At 61.8% G+C, this 15,751-nt stretch carries 14 protein-coding genes and 4 pseudogenes; 6 read left to right on the top strand and 12 right to left on the bottom strand.

What is annotated here, in order from left to right; genetic code table 11:
* Nucleotides 1-45: 45 nt before the first annotated feature.
* The 3 genes and pseudogenes from EJ068_RS33325 to EJ068_RS16855 all read right to left on the bottom strand — a co-directional run.
* Nucleotides 46-399: pseudogene (locus EJ068_RS33325) on the bottom strand (TRAP transporter small permease subunit); the annotation flags it as partial.
* Nucleotides 400-545: 146 nt separating this feature from the next.
* A complete protein-coding gene (gene dctP, locus EJ068_RS16860) occupies nucleotides 546-1,532 on the bottom strand; it encodes a TRAP transporter substrate-binding protein DctP (RefSeq protein WP_127386467.1) in 987 nt (328 codons plus the stop codon).
* Between the two features lie 38 nt (nucleotides 1,533-1,570).
* Nucleotides 1,571-2,497, bottom strand: a complete 927-nt coding sequence (locus EJ068_RS16855; RefSeq protein WP_210212007.1) for a shikimate dehydrogenase — start codon at nucleotides 2,495-2,497, stop codon at nucleotides 1,571-1,573.
* Nucleotides 2,498-2,655: 158 nt separating this feature from the next.
* On the opposite strand from EJ068_RS16855, the gene EJ068_RS16850 reads away from it, so the two are divergent.
* Entirely contained in the window at nucleotides 2,656-3,324 is a 669-nt protein-coding gene (locus EJ068_RS16850; RefSeq protein WP_127251884.1) for a TetR/AcrR family transcriptional regulator, read from the top strand.
* 107 nt (nucleotides 3,325-3,431) lie between these two features.
* Nucleotides 3,432-3,680 (top strand): annotated as a pseudogene (locus tag EJ068_RS16845) (substrate-binding domain-containing protein); the annotation flags it as partial.
* 200 nt (nucleotides 3,681-3,880) lie between these two features.
* On the opposite strand, the gene EJ068_RS16840 reads toward EJ068_RS16845, so the two are convergent.
* From EJ068_RS16840 to EJ068_RS16830, 3 genes are all read right to left on the bottom strand, one after another.
* Nucleotides 3,881-4,696, bottom strand: coding sequence for an oxidoreductase (locus EJ068_RS16840; protein ID WP_127251885.1), 816 nt, complete (start codon nucleotides 4,694-4,696; stop codon nucleotides 3,881-3,883).
* A 55-nt stretch (nucleotides 4,697-4,751) separates the two neighbouring features.
* Nucleotides 4,752-6,050, bottom strand: a complete 1,299-nt coding sequence (fabF, locus tag EJ068_RS16835) for a beta-ketoacyl-ACP synthase II (RefSeq protein ID WP_127251886.1) — start codon at nucleotides 6,048-6,050, stop codon at nucleotides 4,752-4,754.
* Nucleotides 6,051-6,360: 310 nt separating this feature from the next.
* Complete coding sequence (locus EJ068_RS16830) at nucleotides 6,361-6,963, bottom strand: TetR/AcrR family transcriptional regulator (protein WP_127251887.1); 603 nt, start codon at nucleotides 6,961-6,963, stop codon at nucleotides 6,361-6,363.
* 84 nt (nucleotides 6,964-7,047) lie between these two features.
* Between EJ068_RS16830 and EJ068_RS16825 the strand changes: the two are divergent.
* A pseudogene (locus tag EJ068_RS16825) lies at nucleotides 7,048-7,688 on the top strand (efflux RND transporter periplasmic adaptor subunit); the annotation flags it as partial.
* Nucleotides 7,689-7,736: 48 nt separating this feature from the next.
* Here EJ068_RS16825 and EJ068_RS33320 read toward each other — a convergent pair.
* From EJ068_RS33320 to EJ068_RS16805, 4 genes and pseudogenes are all read right to left on the bottom strand, one after another.
* Nucleotides 7,737-8,167, bottom strand: a pseudogene (locus tag EJ068_RS33320) (integrase); the annotation flags it as partial.
* A gap of 84 nt (nucleotides 8,168-8,251) precedes the next feature.
* Nucleotides 8,252-9,073, bottom strand: a complete 822-nt coding sequence (locus tag EJ068_RS16815) for an alpha/beta hydrolase (protein ID WP_127251895.1) — start codon at nucleotides 9,071-9,073, stop codon at nucleotides 8,252-8,254.
* Between the two features lie 238 nt (nucleotides 9,074-9,311).
* Nucleotides 9,312-9,674 (bottom strand): hypothetical protein, encoded by a 363-nt coding sequence (locus tag EJ068_RS32955; protein ID WP_245463134.1) that lies wholly within the window; start codon nucleotides 9,672-9,674, stop codon nucleotides 9,312-9,314.
* Between the two features lie 169 nt (nucleotides 9,675-9,843).
* Complete coding sequence (locus EJ068_RS16805) at nucleotides 9,844-10,716, bottom strand: alpha/beta hydrolase (RefSeq protein ID WP_127251888.1); 873 nt, start codon at nucleotides 10,714-10,716, stop codon at nucleotides 9,844-9,846.
* A 402-nt stretch (nucleotides 10,717-11,118) separates the two neighbouring features.
* On the opposite strand from EJ068_RS16805, the gene EJ068_RS16800 reads away from it, so the two are divergent.
* On the top strand, nucleotides 11,119-12,075 hold the full coding sequence (locus EJ068_RS16800; protein WP_128314556.1) for a GlxA family transcriptional regulator: 957 nt from the start codon (nucleotides 11,119-11,121) through the stop codon (nucleotides 12,073-12,075).
* Nucleotides 12,076-12,284: 209 nt separating this feature from the next.
* Complete coding sequence (locus tag EJ068_RS32660) at nucleotides 12,285-12,449, top strand: hypothetical protein (protein ID WP_189341906.1); 165 nt, start codon at nucleotides 12,285-12,287, stop codon at nucleotides 12,447-12,449.
* Between the two features lie 28 nt (nucleotides 12,450-12,477).
* On the opposite strand, the gene EJ068_RS16795 is transcribed toward EJ068_RS32660, so the two are convergent.
* Nucleotides 12,478-13,176: a hypothetical protein gene (locus tag EJ068_RS16795; RefSeq protein WP_127251890.1), complete on the bottom strand. Its 699-nt coding sequence runs from the start codon at nucleotides 13,174-13,176 to the stop codon at nucleotides 12,478-12,480.
* Between the two features lie 951 nt (nucleotides 13,177-14,127).
* Between EJ068_RS16795 and EJ068_RS16790 the strand changes: the two genes are divergently transcribed.
* Complete coding sequence (locus EJ068_RS16790) at nucleotides 14,128-15,033, top strand: LysR family transcriptional regulator (protein WP_126080037.1); 906 nt, start codon at nucleotides 14,128-14,130, stop codon at nucleotides 15,031-15,033.
* Here the strand turns inward: EJ068_RS16790 and EJ068_RS16785 are convergent.
* Nucleotides 15,017-15,721: a peroxiredoxin-like family protein gene (locus EJ068_RS16785; RefSeq protein WP_126080038.1), complete on the bottom strand. Its 705-nt coding sequence runs from the start codon at nucleotides 15,719-15,721 to the stop codon at nucleotides 15,017-15,019. The two genes, EJ068_RS16790 and EJ068_RS16785, sit on opposite strands and share 17 nt — an antisense overlap.
* Nucleotides 15,722-15,751 lie beyond the last annotated feature (30 nt).

Genomic DNA, 15,751 nt, shown 5'->3' with positions numbered 1-15,751 from the left:
CGCCGGACCGAAGGCTGCCTGCCAAGAAAGCCACAGGTAGCGCATGAGGGTCGCGACGGCAAAGACAAGATAGATCGAGAAGAGCCAGTCGAAGCGGAACTTCAGGTAGGCGGTGTGCTCGACCTTCATGAAGGTCACGTAATCGAACACCGCTGGCAACGAGATCGTGTAGAGCACGATGAGCGCCACGGCCGCCGTCATGAACATGACGCGGCGGATGCCTGGTCCTGCCGATGCGTAGAAGAGGTCGAAGCGGATCTCTTCTTCCTCCCGGATCACGAAGGCGGCGCCCCAGAGCACCAGCCAAATCCACAGCATCACACTGAGCTCGTTGGTCCATCCGATCGGGAAATTCAGCAGATAGCGAAAGACGATCTGCAGGATGAACGTGGCAAACATCAGCGCCATCATGGCGGCCAGCACGGCCTCCGCGAGGCGATAGAGTCGGCCGGCGATTTCGCGCGGATTGGCGTTCAAGATTGGTCCCTCACGGCGGCGGCGTGGCGGCGCCGGCTCCACGGTATTCACCCTGGAGCCGGATCGGTTCAGAGCGCGTTGATTTTCTCCAGCATGCCGGCCGGCCAGTCTTTCGCCAGGTCGGACGCCAGATACTGCTCTTGCACGTGCTTGCGGAAGGCGGCGACGTCTGGCTCATAGAGCTTCAGCCCCTTGCCTTTGAAAAACTCGACCAATTCCTTTTCCCGTGCCAGATGCTTGCCGGTCGAGAACTCGATGGCCGCGTCGGCCGCGGCCTGGAGCCGCCCCTGCTTGTCGGCTCCCATCTCGTCCCACACCTTCTTGGAGACGGCCAGAAGATCGAAGCCGACGAGATGCGACGTCAGCACGATCTGTGACATCACCTCGTAGAATTTCATGTTCTCGACATTCGGCAGCGGATTGTCCTGCCCGTCGATCGCACCGGTCTGCAGGCCTGTATAGACTTCGGCATAGGCCATCGGGGTCGGGTTGGCGCCCAGCGCCTTGCCGAGGAACTGCCAGGCGTCGCCGCCAGGCATCCTGAGCTTGACGCCGGCCAGGTCGGCCGGTGTCTTGACCTCCCTGTCGGGCTTGAGGCCCAACTGGCGCACACCGAAGTAGGTAGGCCCGAGCACCTTTATGCCGAGCTGGTCTTCAGTCATCTTCTTCAGCTCCGCGCCCGTCTCGCTTGCGAAGAATTTCCTCATATGGCCGGCGTCTCTGAACAGATAACCCGCGGTGACGATGGACCATGCCGGGATCTGCTTGGAGACGTCCTGCGGGGCGATGTTGCCCATTTCGAGGTTGCCGCGCTGCATGGCGACAAGCTCGGTCCCCTGCTTGAAGAGGTTGCCGCCGTAGTAGCCTTCGAAGGTGAAGTCGTCCTTGATGGCGTCGGCGAATTTTTTCATCATCTCGGCGCGGATGTCCTGCTCGGAGAACACCGCCGAGAAGCGCAGCTTCGGCTTGTCCTGCGCAAAGGCCGGAAAGGCCGCGGCGGCCGCTATGGCACCGGTGCCGACAAGAAACTGGCGTCGGTTTGCGTTGAAAGTCATATTATCCTCCCTGTTCTATTCCCTTGTTCCTGATTGCGTCAGTCGCCGCTCGCCGAATGCGGAACGGGCGTGTCGCCGAAGGCGTCGAATGCTGCCCGCATTCGATCGATGTCGGGCACGATGCCGGTGAAAAGCTCGAAGGCCCGCGCCGCCTGATGGACCGCCATGCTCTCGCCGCTCAGCGTGCGGCAGCCACGCCGCCGCGCCTCGGAGAGCAGCTCTGTCTCCAGAGGGAAGTAGACGATGTCGGCAACCCAGCAATCCGGCCTTAGCAGCGCTGGATGGAGGGGGATACCAGGCAGCTTGGCCATGCCGACCGGCGTCGCATTGACGATCCCGTCGACCCGCGCCGCTGCCGTGACGGAGTCGGAGGCAACCGTCACGCGGTTGGCGCCAAACCGAGACGTCAGCTCTGCGGCGAGCGCGGCCGCCTTGGCTTCCTCGATATCGAAGAGCCGCAACTGCCCGACGCCGCTTTCGAGAAGGGCTTGAGCAACCGCGGCGCCCGCTCCGCCTGCGCCAAGCAGCAAAACGGTATCGCGCTCCGCATTCGCCATCTCGAGCCGGAAGCTCTCTTTGAAACCCCAGAAGTCGGTGTTGTGCCCGATGCGGCGCCCGCCGCTGAAAACGACCGTGTTGACAGATCCGATCCTTTCCGCCGCCTCCGACAATTCGTCGAGCAGCGGAATGATCTCCTGCTTGTAGGGAAATGTGACGTTCAGCCCGTCGAAGCCGAAATGCGCGGCGAAGGCGAGTATGTCGTCCAGCCGCAGGGCGCCGTCGCCCATGTGATCGGCGTCGAGCAGGCGATAGATGTAGGCGATCCCTCGCGCCCTCCCCTCGGCTTCATGCATTGCCGGCGTTCGCGATAGCTGAATGCCACGCCCGATCAAGCCGACCAGAATGCGCCGCGGATCGGCGGCGGCATGCCGATCGGCCTCGAAGCTGGCGGAAACTGATGCCAATCCGACCTCCCGATGCCGCCATGCCACTGGCAAGGTCCTCCCGGCGTCACCAGAACTTTGTACCGTACGGTTAATTTCGTCAACAACTTTGTACGAAACGGTTAATTTGCAAACAACCCGCGCTAGGGTAACCCTGCGGTGGGAGAATTGGGCCTATCATGGACGAAAAACCGGCAAGCGGGCGAAGCGGCTGGAAGCAGGATCCGGCGGGCGTGCGCAAGAACATTCTTGCCGTGGCGATGACGGAGTTTGCCGCCAACGGCCTCTCGGGCGCGCGCATCGACGAGATCGCGGCCAAGACGAACACGTCGAAGCGCATGATTTACTATTATTTCGGCGACAAGGAGGGACTGTACGGCAAGGTTCTGGAAGAGGCCTACCGGGAGGTCCGCGCCGGCGAACAGGAACTCGAGCTTGAAGATCTGCCGCCGCTCGAAGCGCTGACGAGACTGGCCGAGTTCACTTTCGAACACCACAGCCGACATCCGGACTTCATCCGTATCGTCATGATCGAAAACATTCACCACGCCGAATATATGGGGCAGTCGGAGCTGATAAGCCTGCTCAATGCAGGCGCCATCCAGAAGCTGGAGGCGATCTGCCGGCGCGGCCGCGAAGCGGCCCTGTTTCGTGACGACGTGACGCCGCTCGAACTGCACTGGCACATCAGCGCGATGAGCTTCTTCAACGTCTCGAACCGTGCCACCTTCTCGCGCATTTTCGGCCACGATCTGTTTGACGCAAGAGGCCAGGATGCGTTAAAGCGGCATATGGTCGAAATGGTTGTCGGCCTCGCGCTCAAGCGGGACCGGCGACGACTTCGCTGAGTCCTAATGTCTGCGCGATGGTACGGCAGAATGCTACCAAAGCGAGTTCATCGCCGACAACGTACGTAGCGCCAAGATCGTCATCTCCCGGCGCCGGCCGCGTCGATGAGATCGCGGTGATCTCGGCCGAACGGTACAGCGCCCAGGCCGGGGCCGACGTCGTTCGCGACTATCTTCAGAATACGCACGCCAAGGACAGGGTCGATGTTCCCATGTGCGAGAACGACATCCTGGCCATTGGTGCGCTCGACGAAATCCGGGGCCAGTTTGGGCTGCGCGTGCCGCAGGGCATGGCCATTGTCGGTTTCGACAACTACGAGCTTGGCGGAGCTTACGCCTATGGCCTTGCCACTTACGCCCCGCACAGCTTCCTCCTTCATCACGGCGGTACCCCAACGTCGCGGGCCAGACACGAATGGTGTCTGGCCCCTTCGAGTTGGCGAGCTTGACCTCGTGGTCGCCGCCGCAAGCTTCCGCGCCAAGGCGGCGCCGATGTTGCCCCCCCAATAATTCCTATCTTCATGGGATGTCCTGTCGTGCGTAAACCGCCGCCACGTCAGACCGGCAGGCCAAGCTGCTTTCGCAGGCTCTTGTCGAATGCGGATGCGGGGACGAAGCGGCGCAGGACACTGACCTGGCGCGCCATTTTTCCCGCCGCATAGCGCCGCTTCGGCGTAGGGTCGGTCGCGGCCGCCAGAACGGTATTGGCGACCACTTCGGGCGTATCGCCTTTTTCCATCGCCTTCCGCACGGCTACGGCCATGCCGGCACGCGCGGCGTCATAGATGTCGAGCACCTGGTCAGGTCTGGCCAGATTGCCTTCGAACGACGTTTGGGTATAGGCCGGCTCGACCAATGCGACGCGAATTCCGAACGGCCGCAGTTCGTGGTCGAGCGATTCCGAATAGCCTTCAACGGCATGTTTGGTCGACGAATAAAGCGCGAAATAGGGAGCGGGGATGAATCCCTGCACCGAGCTCAGGTTCACGATCCTGCCCTTTCCCTGACGTCGCATGGTCGGCAGCACCGCGTTGGTCATTCGGATGACGCCGAAGACATTCACGTCGAACAAAGCCTGGGCCTGCGCGGTCGACGATTCTTCCGCGCCGCCAAGCAGGCCCAGGCCGGCATTGTTGACGAGCAGGTCGATGCGCCCCGCCTCGGCCAGCACCTCGTCGACCAGCTTAGCCACGGATGCGTCGTCGGTCACGTCGCAGGTTAGCATGGCAATGCAGTCGGATTTCTTGGAGACCGCGCGACGGCTGGTTCCGAACACGCGAAAGCCCGCACTCTGCAGGGCCTTGGCTGTCACTTGCCCGATGCCGGAGGATGCCCCTGTGACGATGGCGACGCCAGGATTGGTCTTATTCATGGAGATCACTTTCTTGGGGTTGGATTGGAGCAGCGAGAAGTCTGGAGCGAAAGCGTCAGTCGGGAGCGGCTCGACCGTTCGCGCCGTCTCCGTCCCAGCGCCGGAACAGCACGCTGGCATTGACGCCTCCGAAGCCGAAACCGTTGGCGATCGCGTAGTCCATCTCCATCGACCGGGCCTTGTTTGCCACGAAGTCTATTCCGTCGGCCGCCGGATCGGGCGCACTCAGATTGAGAGTCGGCGGTGCCACCTGATCCCTGAGCGCCAGGATCGTGAAGATCGCGCCAAGCCCGCCGGCCGCCCCGAGCAGGTGTCCGGTCGCCGACTTGGTTCCGCTGACGGCGATCGAGAAATCCGCGCCGAAGACGCTTTTGATCGCTTCGATTTCGCCCAGGTCGCCCACCGGCGTGGAGGTCGCGTGCGCGTTGAGGTGGCGGATCTCGCGGGGGGAAATGCCTGCTTGGGCAATCGCGATCTTCATGGCGCGCCGCGCGCCATCGCCATCCTCGGGGCCGGAAGTAACGTGATGGGCGTCTGCCGTCGTGCCATAGCCAACTACCTCAGCGAGCGGCTCCGCGCCGCGCGCCAGCGCATGGCTCAATTCCTCGATGACGAGGATGCCAGCGCCTTCGCCCATGACGAAGCCGTCCCGCGACATGTCGAATGGACGGGAGGCCTGGTCGGGGCGGTGGTTGAAGGATGTCGAGAGCGAGCGTGCGGCTGCAAAACCGCCGAGACTGACGGTGTTCATGCATGCTTCCGTGCCGCCGCACACGGCTATGTCGGCTTCATCGGCGCGGATGATACGGGCCGCATCGCCGATCGCCTGGATGCCGGCAGCGCACGCCGTCACCGGTGCCCCGATGTGGCCTTTGAAGCCGTGGCGGATCGAGATGTGGCCCGCAGCGAGATTCACCAGGAAAGACGGCACCGTGAACGGTGAAAGACGCCGGACGCCGCGTTGATCGACGGTGCGCACCGCCTCGGTGATGGCGGGGAACCCGCCGACGCCTGAAGCAATGATCGTCGCGGTGCGAGCCCGCTCGTTTTCCGAGGCCGGCTTCCACCTAGACTGGGCAAGCGCTTCTTCCGCCGCAGCCAGCGCGAAGAGAATGAAGCGATCGATTCTTCGCTGATCCTTTGGAGCCACGAAGGCATTCGCATCGAGGCCGGCTTCCGGGTCTTCCTCCCGGGAAGGAACCACGCCGCCAACCTTCGCGGGCAAATCTCCAACAATCTCGTCGGCCAGCCTGCGGATGCCCGAGCGGCCGGCCAGGAGGCGCGACCAAGACCTTTCGACATTGGCGGCAAGGGGGGTAACCGCGCCCATGCCCGTAACAACAATCCGCCGCATCTATTCTCCTTTCGATTCCAGCACTCTTCCGGTGCCAACCGGTGTGGCTCGGGGCTGGCCCGGATCCGGCAGCCAGCCGAGCTGGATGACCGTTTCGCCGCTCGGCGTGCAAACGACCGAAAAGCTCGCAATCGAAGATGTGAGCATCACTGCTGCCTCGCCCTTGCACGCAACTCCGAGACTTGCGCTTCCCTGACTCGCCTTTCGAGGAGATCCAGCTCGGTGGTGTCGATCGCCTCCTCAAACCGGCGCAATTCTTCCAGCCAGTGGCGCCAAGACGCCCGTCGTCCTTTGGTTGGAGAAGCCATTGTCATTGGGCCGATCCCCGTTGGCGACCATCGGCCAGCCCCGCCCGTATGCTCTCGGCGGCCGCTTGCAGGAATTGCTCCGACAGCCCCTCGTCATTGACGGCCCTCGAAAGGATGACCGCGCCGACCATGGTCGAGAGAATTGCCATGGCCTTGTCGCGGGAATCCCCTTGACGCGCATCGCCAACCCAACCGCCGAGCAGGTCGAGGTATTTCCTGATCCCCGTTTCGAATGACGCTTTGACGTCGCTGCCTTGCCTGGCGGCATCCGAACCGAGCGCCACAACCGGGCAGCCGTCCATCCTTTCTCCGCGATGCCCGCTACTAAGGTAGAACTCGATCACAGCACCAACTGGATCTTCGGGTTTCGACGCAGTTGCTTCCGCCCATCGGTGGGCAGAGCTCTCCATCGCCCGCCTGGACGCCTGCGCCGCCAGGTCCTCCTTTGATGCGAACTGTTTGTAAAAAGCACCTTGGGTTAGCCCGGCGCCCTTCATCAGATCCTTCAGGCCGATGCCGTCGAAGCCATGCTCCCGAAAAAGCCGGCTGGCCACATCGATCACGGTTTGCCGGTTCTGCTCAGCCTGATTGCGACTCACGCGCATCATCACCTCCTTTTTTAGATTGCATTCGTAATCTATAACCTATAGAGTTCGAACGCAATCTAATTCGACATGAGGCTGACGGGCATGAAAAAGAGATCGGTTATTATGCTGGGCGGGGTCCTGCTGGCCGGATCAGGGGCCATCGCGGTATCAGGGGCGACGGCATTCGCCACATTCGCCAATCCCACGCGGGAGGCATCCGCGGCGAACGATCCAAGACAGGAGCCGCCCGTCGTCAAGCTGGCGACGGCAGCGCGGGTAAGCGGTTCCGAACGCAGCTTCACCGGCATCATAGGGGCGAGGGTGGAGAGCAATCTCGGCTTTCGCGTCCCGGCAAGATCGTCGAGCGGCTGGTGAATGTCGGCCAGCAGGTCAAAGCCGGCCAGCCGCTGATGCGGATCGAAGACACCGATCTTCGCCTGGCGCTCACGGCAAAGCACAATGCCGTTGTTGCCGCGCGCGCGATCGTGGCTCAGACGCAACCGGATGAACGGCGATATGCCAATCTGCTGAAAGACGGATGGGTCCCCCGGCAGCGCTACGAGCAGGCAAAGGCCGCGCTGGACACAGCCACGGCCCAGCTCGCCGCCGCCGAGGCGGAAGCGAAGGTCGCGGAGAATGAGGCGATATACGCCGTCCTGCTGGCGGACGCCGATGGAACGGTGGTCGACACGCTCGGCGAGCCGGGCCAGGTCGTCTCCGCCGGCCAGACGGTGGTCCGGATCGCATTGACCTGGTCCTTCGGCTTACTCACCCATGCACAGGGTTCTGCTCGATTCGACCGCGTAGGTGAGAATGCCGCCGAAGAGACCGATCGTCCGAGATGCTGTTCCGGCTCCGCCACGCACGATTGCTCGCCCACGCAGCTTTTCCGTCTTCACGTTGGCGCGTGTCTTGCCGGCCATGATGTCCTTCATGGCTTGGGTGATGTCGGCCTTGGCCAAATCCCTGACCCGTCGACGCCCGAGCAGAGGAAAGATGTGGCGCTCTATGCGTCCGACATCGGTGGAGATCGTCGGGCCTTAGGCCGCCCGCGCTTGCCGAGCACAAGGCCATTCCTCAGATCTTCGAGATAGCGAGTGCAGAGTTCCTTGACGGTGATCGCTTGAGCGAGAAGCAGTTCCGTCACGATTCGGCCTACTGAGCCGATTCGTCCGGCCGCGCCAGTCACGAGAATCGGAAGTTCATGCTGTGTCTCGTTCATCTTCCGCCTCGCTCAGAATGAACATGCATCGCCGCACCACCATGGCTTCACGCGGCACCTCGATCGGCAAAATGACTTCGCCCGTCATCCTTTGAGGAAAGCCAACAGGTCTGCGTTCACTTGGTCGGCGTAGGTGACGCACATGCCATGCGGGGCGCCGGCATATTCCTTGAGGGTCGCCTTCGGCAGGATCTTCACCGAACGCCTGGAGGCAATATCGATCGGAACGATCTGATCGTCATCGCCCTGCAGGAGCAGGGTTGGGATCGTCATCTTCTTGAGGTCATCCGTGAAGTCGGTCTCGGAGAAGGCCTTGATGCAGTCATACTCGCCTTGGAGGCTTCCCATCATGCCCTGAAGCCAGAAGGAGTCGATCTGCCCCTGCGAAACCTTCGCGCTAGGACGGTTATAGCCGAAGAACGGCATCGCCAGTTCCTTGAAGAACCCCGCTCGATCTGCAACCAGGCTCGAGCGCAGGCCATCGAACACGCTCATCGGCGCGCTGTTGGGGTTCATGGGCGTCTGCGCCATGTGCGGAGGCACCGCGGAAATCAAGACCGCTTTCGACACACGCGACGTGCCGTGACGGCCAATATAGCGCGCGACCTCTCCGCCGCCCGTCGAGTGGCCGATCATGGTTGCACCCTTGATGTCGAGCGTCGCCAGAAGCGTGGCGAGATCGTCGGCATAGGTATCCATGTCGTTGCCGGTCCAGGTCTGATCCGATCGACCATGGCTGCGGCGATCGTGGGCGATGACGCGGTAGCCATTGTTCCCCAGGAACAGCATCTGGGCGTCCCAGGCGTCCGCGGTGAGCGGCCATCCATGGGAGAAGGTGACGACCGGGCCGGCGCCCCAGTCCTTGAAGTAGATCTTCGCGCCGTCTTTCATTGTCGCGGTCGTCATCGGGCTGGCACCTTTCTCGGGGCTGGAAGAATGGGCTGTGGGGATTTTGTTGGTGGCCGCAGACGCTGATCGGTGAAATGCGACCGTCGCAGCCACGCCGGTAGCGGCGACAAGCAATGCGCGGCGCGGGACTTGGAGGCCTGCCGTTGTCTTGCGGTTGGTCATGGCCGTTCTCCTTGCAAATGGATCGTAAGGGCGCCGGCTCGGGCCTTGCGACCCGAGGCCGGACCGGCCGGTTCTATCTGGCCGGTTCGCGCAGCAGCAAGCCGAGGGGCCAAAGCGGTCCCACAGGGATGAGTTCGAACGTCATCATGCCGGCGCGGCCCAGAGGCAGCACCTCGAGCAATGCGTGCGCCTCGGCGGGATCGGTCACGTTCATCAGGAACACGGCGCCCGATCCATCGGTCTTGGCGAACCATTGGTCGATCTTGCCAGCCAATTGCAGGCGCATGGTGTCGCGCGCCTCGAACGGCATGACAGGAGGCCGTGTTTCCGGCGTGGCCTTGGCTGTCCAACTACCGATCGCCAACACCTTCGTCGTCAGGGCCGCCGCGGCCTTCATTTCGGCGTCAACGGTCGTGGATTTCTTGTCGTCTGACATGGTCGTCAAAACCTTCATTAGTAGGGGGTTACTTCCATGACGGGCGGGCTAGCGGTGTGCGGGGCTGCTTGACCTGCAGGCTGAGCCAAACCCAACCTCGGAACTGATCACCATAAGGGCTCCAGCCAGCACGCTGAGGCAGATTTGATCCAAGCGGGTCCACGGCCGCTCATGACAGCATCGCCTTCGCTACCGGCGCGGGCTCATCGGCCTGCAGCCAATGGCCCGCCGGTATGACGGTGAGGGACGCATTTTTGAGCTGGGATTGACGCCGCTCGGCCATGGCGACGGGGAAGTAGGGGTCGTATTGTCCCCAGATCAGCTTGACCGGAATATCGAGCGTCTTGAGCGCCGTCAGATGCTTGGCGTTTCGGGCGTGTTCATCGAAGAATTCCGCCGCTAACTGCACGAAGGCAGGACCGGCGCCGGGTTGGGCGATGAAGTTGTCGCTGATCAGCGGACCGATGAACGCGCTGAAATGGGGTCTTTGCGCCTCAGGCAAGGAGTCCAGGAATTTCTTCTGCTGCCATTTCAGCAGCCAGCCTAACTGTTCGGGGCTCTGGGCGATCGCTATTGCAAGGGCCTGCATGCTGCGAGTCGCAAAGAGCGTGATCATCTCGGGCCAAAGAACCGTGGAGTCCTCGCTATAGGCCGAGTTGAGCATGATCGCGGAGTCGACGCTTCCCGGATGGGCGAGCGCGTAGTTGAGCGTCGCCATCCCGGAGGAGTCGTGAGCGACCGGAACGATCTTTCTCAGGTCCAGACCCTCGACGACCGCTTCAAGATCGCCCAGTTGCTGCTTAAAGCTATAGGCGACGCCGGCGGGCTTGTCTGAGGCACCAAAGCCCAGGAAATCGAACGTCACGACACGCCGGCCGCTGGTGACCAAATGCGGAACCAGATCGTCCCAGATGTGCAGATTGTCGGGGAAGCCGTGCATGAGCACGAACGCCGGGCCGGCACCCGCATAATCTCGAGCGTAGAGGCTTCCTTCGCCCCGCGGAATACGGTGCTCGGAGAACTCGCCTGGATCAGAAGACATGCATCATCCTAACTTCCTCGTGGAGGCGCTGAGGTCGGCGCGTGATTGGCGACCATGCCACAAGAAGATTCGCCTCTTGCGGACTTACCGGAGAGTCGTATCTGCGAGTACCGGACTGTGCAGCCGCGGAACTGCGTTGATGACGGCCAAGAATATTCTTCTCTGCCTCGGCCCGAGAAATGAGCGATAACTGAGTCAGGCGGGACGTGAGCTGTTTGTTCCTTGTACCTTAGCGGTTCAAGCGTTTCCGGCGTAGGTCGTTCTTGCCACCATTCGTGACATGGGTCGGTCCGGGCCACGCGCAGCCTGTCGAGTGCGGACGTCGAGTGGCTGTTTCGGATCAGCGCTCGTGGATGTCACTAAATTCGGGTAGTGTACGAATTCCGGACGCGAGGAGTGGATATGCATCGAGTTGGGTTCATCGTGCCGCAACGGTTTCAGTTGATGAGCCTTGCGGCGCTGACGGCGTTCGAGATCGTGAACCTGCCCCCGGCCGACCAGCGCTACGACATCCATTTATTGTCGGAACATGGCGGTCCGGTTCGGTCTTCCTCCGGAATGATGCTGGAAACCGAGGCGTTCGGAGATCCCGCCTTCGACACCGTCATCGTGGGTTCGATCACCGAGATGGACATGCCTCGCTCCAATGCGACCATGATCGCGTTCGTGCAGGAAGCCGCCAAGGCGTCGAGGCGGATCGCCTCGATCTGCAGCGGAGCGTTCGTGCTGGCTGAGGCGGGCCTTCTGAAGGGTCGACGTGCGACGATGCACTGGGCCCATGCAGCCAGCTTCAGGGCTCGGTTTCCGGATGTCCGGGCGGAGGAGGACCGGATCTTCATCAATGACGGTCCGGTATGGACGTCGGCTGGAATGACGGCCGGGATCGACCTGGTCCTGGCATTGATCGACAATGATCTCGGTCCCGAAGCTGCGAAAATGGTCGCCAGGCTACTGGTCATGAACCAGCGTCGGATGGGTGGACAAAAACAGCATTCCGCCCTCCTCGATATGACGCCGAAGTCCGATCGCATCGAATTGGTCCTGGCGCACATCCGTCAGAATCTGCGGAATCCGCTCACGATCGAGGAGCTTGCGGCGGTCGCCAGTCTCAGCCCCCGCCAGTTCAGTCGTGCCTTTCTGGCTGAGACCGGCCAGTCACCGGCAAAAGCCGTGGAGCGGCTTAGGCTGGAGGCAGCCAGGTTCATGGTTGAAGAGGGGCGGCACACGGTTAACGTCGTGGCGCAGGAGACGGGATTTGCGGACCGCGAACGCATGCGTCGCGCGTTCCTCCGGACCTTCGGCGTGCCCGCAGAGGCGTTGCGCAGGAACGCGCGACGGGAGGCGGTCGCGGCTGCCTGACTTTGGGCTGTTCAGAATGTGGGCTTTTGAGTCAGGCTCTCAGGGCGCGCCGGTCGTGTCCCTTGGAGTGGTGTAGCTCGGCGGTAGCGAAGTCGCTCGCTCGCGCGCCCTCAACAGCGCTGTAGTGAGCGAGCGGCTTCGCGGGCGCTCATCGATGTTCCCCAGTAAGGTCGGGCTGCTGAAGCCAACCTGATTCGAAGGAACGATCGATGACCGACGACATGATGAGCTTCCCCCCGCTCGTAGAGAAGAGGTCCGATGCCGATCTGCTGTGCGAGATGATCGGCTTGCGCATGATGCCGGAGCCAATAACTCCGCCGGTTACAACCGCGAAGCCGAAGCCCAGGCCAACGAGCGGAGCAGATGGCCTTTGATGCCTAGGCGCTTCTGGCCCATCGCTCGCTACCGGGCTGGGGAATGCTTCGACGCTGGCGAGCCACAACCCCGAACCTTGCACAGATGCAAGTTCAGAAGCTTGCCGCAGCAGGTCTTTGCCCGCATCGCGCTCACTGACAGCGGCATACAGCTCTGCCCTGATGGGGTGAAGTTCCGGCAGGCACCAGCCTTCACCAGTTTTGGCGCACTGCGCGAGAGCAGATCAAGCTCGGCAGCGGCTCCGACATTGTCGCCAACGGCCACGAGTCCTGCCGCGACAACTCCGCGGAACGCCATGTCGTAAAGGACGAAGCCTGCGGCTCGAAGCTTGGTCAGTGCCGAATACATCACGGCCAAGCCATGCTTTGGATCGCCGCACCGGATGAGCAATTCAGCATCGAAGGCGTCGGCATAGGTGCGCCAGACGTCCATGGATTGCGCCCGCGTTTCGGTACGCAGCAAGGAGATATAGCGCTCCGCGAGTGGGATATCGTTGGCCATAACGGCTATCGGGCAAGCCGATTCAGCCAGAATGTTCGCATAGGTCGGGCCGTGGTTGAGCGCCTTGGCTTGGTCGATAAGCTTCTCGACAAGGGCGAGGGAAGCTGCGGATTCTCCCTGCAGCCAGAGGACGCGAGAAAGTGCTACCTCGGCCAAGAGCCGCTGGTCATACTGAAAGCGGATGATGTGTCGCCTTTGCGAGTGTTCGCCATAACTGGCCAGCACCTTTTCCAGTAGGGTCCGCGCATGCGATTGCTGGCCTAGCAGGTGAAAGGTAGCGCCCTGCAGCGGTCGGCAACGGCGTCGTCGCTGCTCTCTCGTGAAGACTCGGTCCGTTTCCGAAAGCGGTCGGCCACGGCCATCGCCTCACAAAGCTCGGCACCGTTAGTACGATCAACCCAAAGGCCCAAACGACCGAAGCTGATAGTCTATGTCGCCTAGACCTTTCCGCTAGCAACGGCGCGCTTCGAACGGCAGCTTTGCGCCGCAATCTCGGTCATCCAATAAATTCGCGGGTTTCCCAAAAGCTGACATCGCCTCGATGAGATTTCTTCCCTAGTCGGCGGCGAGTCTCCTTCCAAGCATTCCTGCCGCTCGGAAAGATGGCCCTCCGGCACTGGCAAGCCAGCGCTGCGGGAGCATGCTGCGGCGAGAGAAGTACTTCGGGACCGACGGCCATGGCGTTGCCCGGCACGCGACCGGGGCGTCCCGCAATGATAAGGCAGGCCAATCAGCGTGACCGGCTTGGCGTTGAATTCTCGCCTCGTGACAAAAATCTCTATGCGTTAGCTGCTGACACCAAGGTATTGGTCCCTTGGGGGCGCACCATCCGCAAAATTGTTGAGGCGGTTGTCGCCTGTTGAAAGGCGATCAGGCTCGCTTGATCTTTGGTGAATATCCGCCGGCGCTCGCAGTTGCCAGGCAGGAAGCGGTCCCAAACTCTCGCGATAGAAGGGACAACTTATAGGGATGGCACCTCAGTGACCCAGTCGTCGGCTGAAGAACTGCCTTAGCCGTCGGTCTGGAATGGGGCCGCAAGCGGACCGACGGTTTTCGGGGCCGGCTTGGTGAAAGCGGACATCTGGCTGGCTGTACTTTGCCGAAAGCGCTGTATTGCGCTAGCCTACGAACATGCGTCGTCGCTGATAGACCATTTTCGCTGAGGGGGCGAACTTCATGGAAATGCAGCAAGTCCGCTATTTTCTGGCCTTGTCGAATACGTTGAACTTCACCAGAGCCGCGGAGGAATGCAACGTCACGCAGCCGGCGCTGACGCGTGCGATCAAGACGCTTGAAGAGGAACTAGGTGGAGAACTCCTTCGGCGCGAGCGTCAGCACTCGCACCTTACCGAACTGGGACGGCGCATGCTGCCGTTGCTGCAGCAGTGCTATGACGCGGCCACATCCGCCAAATCACTGGCCAAAGCCGTTCAAAGCAGCGATGTGGCCCCTCTCAACGTGACCATCTCCAACAGTATCAACATCGCACTGCTGGTTTCGCCGTTCACGGAACTCTTCCGGGCCTATCCCGGCGCGCATCTCAAAATCCAACGCGGGTCGCCAGCAGCTGTCATTGAGGCCCTCAAAAATGGCGAAGTCGAGCTGGCCGTCGCGGGCCCGCTGGGCCAGGCCTGGGATCGTCTCGACACATGGCCACTTTTCCAGGAAGGAATCGAGCTCGCCGTGAATTCCGATCATCCGCTGGCCCGCCGCAATGAGGCCGATGTCGCGTTGGCTCAGCTTGCTGCGGAGCCCGTGCTTAGCCGGATCGATTGGGAGACCTCCGAGGAACTATCGCGTTGCCTGTCCGCAAAAGGCTATTCGCCTCGAACCGCGCATGAGGTCGAGACCGACCAGGACCTGCTGGCCCTGCTGGAGGCGAATGCCGGGGTTGGCTTTGTCTCGCTTACGGCACCGCGATCCTCGAACACCCGACGGCTCAAGCTTCGTGATCTTGACGTCTCGCGAACCGTTTCCGTCTATGCGGTTGCAGGCAGGCAGCGCTCGCCTGTCGCGACAACGCTGCTCAACCTGCTGAGGTCTGCAGACTGGTCGTCCTTCGGCGTCAGCGAGCCCGCCTGAGCGCCGCGATCATCTCGTCAATATCCATGCGGCGGCGGTAGTCCGGATCGACGAAGCGATCCGTGATGATCCCGTCGGTTCCAACGATGAAGGTGGCCGGGATCGGCAGAAACCAACTGCTGTTGCCCTGGTAGTTGGGGAGATCGAACCCGAGCCCCATCAGCCGCTCCATCTCGGCGCCGACCCAGATCGCAAGGTTGAGAGACAATGCATAGCCGTTGTCCATGTCGATCAGAAACGGAAACTGCGCGCCAACGGCGGCCTTCATGGCTTTGGCAAATTTGCGCCGTTCCGGCATGATCACGACGACCTGTCCGCCCAGTTCAACGATCTCGCGCTGCACCTCGACGATGCCGATGGCGTTCAAGCGGCAATAGGGGCACCAATGACCGCGCTGAAAGGTGATGACGGCTGGCCCCTTTTTCAGGATCTCGGCCAGGCTGACGAGCTTGCCCTCGTCGTCAGGCAGCAGAAAATCCGGCATGACCTCGCCCTGAGCCGGCGCCATGGTTCCGGCTCCCTGTTTCTCAAGGCGATCTACCAGTCGCTCTACAGCGTCGGCGAATTCGGAGTTCATACGCCGGACCGCGGCGGCAATCACCGCCAGCCGTTCGTTGAGAGGCGCATCAAGTTCGATGGCTGCCTGGACGGACTGCTCGAATGTCATTGCCTGATCGTCAGCGGCCATATCTGCACTTTCATATGTCGCACACAGCCT

The organism is Mesorhizobium sp. M2A.F.Ca.ET.043.02.1.1 (assembly GCF_003952405.1).
Lineage (GTDB): Bacteria > Pseudomonadota > Alphaproteobacteria > Rhizobiales > Rhizobiaceae > Mesorhizobium.
The sequence above is the reverse complement of the archived record's forward strand: the minus strand, read 5'-3'. Positions and strand labels throughout refer to the sequence as shown.

Bases quoted from the DNA above. Each gene is read 5' to 3' on its own strand.
- dctP (WP_127386467.1), bottom strand. From the start codon at position 1,532: ATGACTTTCAACGCAAACCGACGCCAGTTTCTTGTCGGCACCGGTGCC.
- EJ068_RS16850 (WP_127251884.1), top strand. From the start codon at position 2,656: ATGGACGAAAAACCGGCAAGCGGGCGAAGCGGCTGGAAGCAGGATCCG.
- EJ068_RS16840 (WP_127251885.1), bottom strand. From the start codon at position 4,696: ATGAATAAGACCAATCCTGGCGTCGCCATCGTCACAGGGGCATCCTCC.
- fabF (WP_127251886.1), bottom strand. From the start codon at position 6,050: ATGCGGCGGATTGTTGTTACGGGCATGGGCGCGGTTACCCCCCTTGCC.
- EJ068_RS16830 (WP_127251887.1), bottom strand. From the start codon at position 6,963: ATGCGCGTGAGTCGCAATCAGGCTGAGCAGAACCGGCAAACCGTGATC.
- EJ068_RS16815 (WP_127251895.1), bottom strand. From the start codon at position 9,073: ATGACGACCGCGACAATGAAAGACGGCGCGAAGATCTACTTCAAGGAC.
- EJ068_RS32955 (WP_245463134.1), bottom strand. From the start codon at position 9,674: ATGTCAGACGACAAGAAATCCACGACCGTTGACGCCGAAATGAAGGCC.
- EJ068_RS16805 (WP_127251888.1), bottom strand. From the start codon at position 10,716: ATGTCTTCTGATCCAGGCGAGTTCTCCGAGCACCGTATTCCGCGGGGC.
- EJ068_RS16800 (WP_128314556.1), top strand. From the start codon at position 11,119: ATGCATCGAGTTGGGTTCATCGTGCCGCAACGGTTTCAGTTGATGAGC.
- EJ068_RS32660 (WP_189341906.1), top strand. From the start codon at position 12,285: ATGACCGACGACATGATGAGCTTCCCCCCGCTCGTAGAGAAGAGGTCC.
- EJ068_RS16790 (WP_126080037.1), top strand. From the start codon at position 14,128: ATGGAAATGCAGCAAGTCCGCTATTTTCTGGCCTTGTCGAATACGTTG.
- EJ068_RS16785 (WP_126080038.1), bottom strand. From the start codon at position 15,721: ATGGCCGCTGACGATCAGGCAATGACATTCGAGCAGTCCGTCCAGGCA.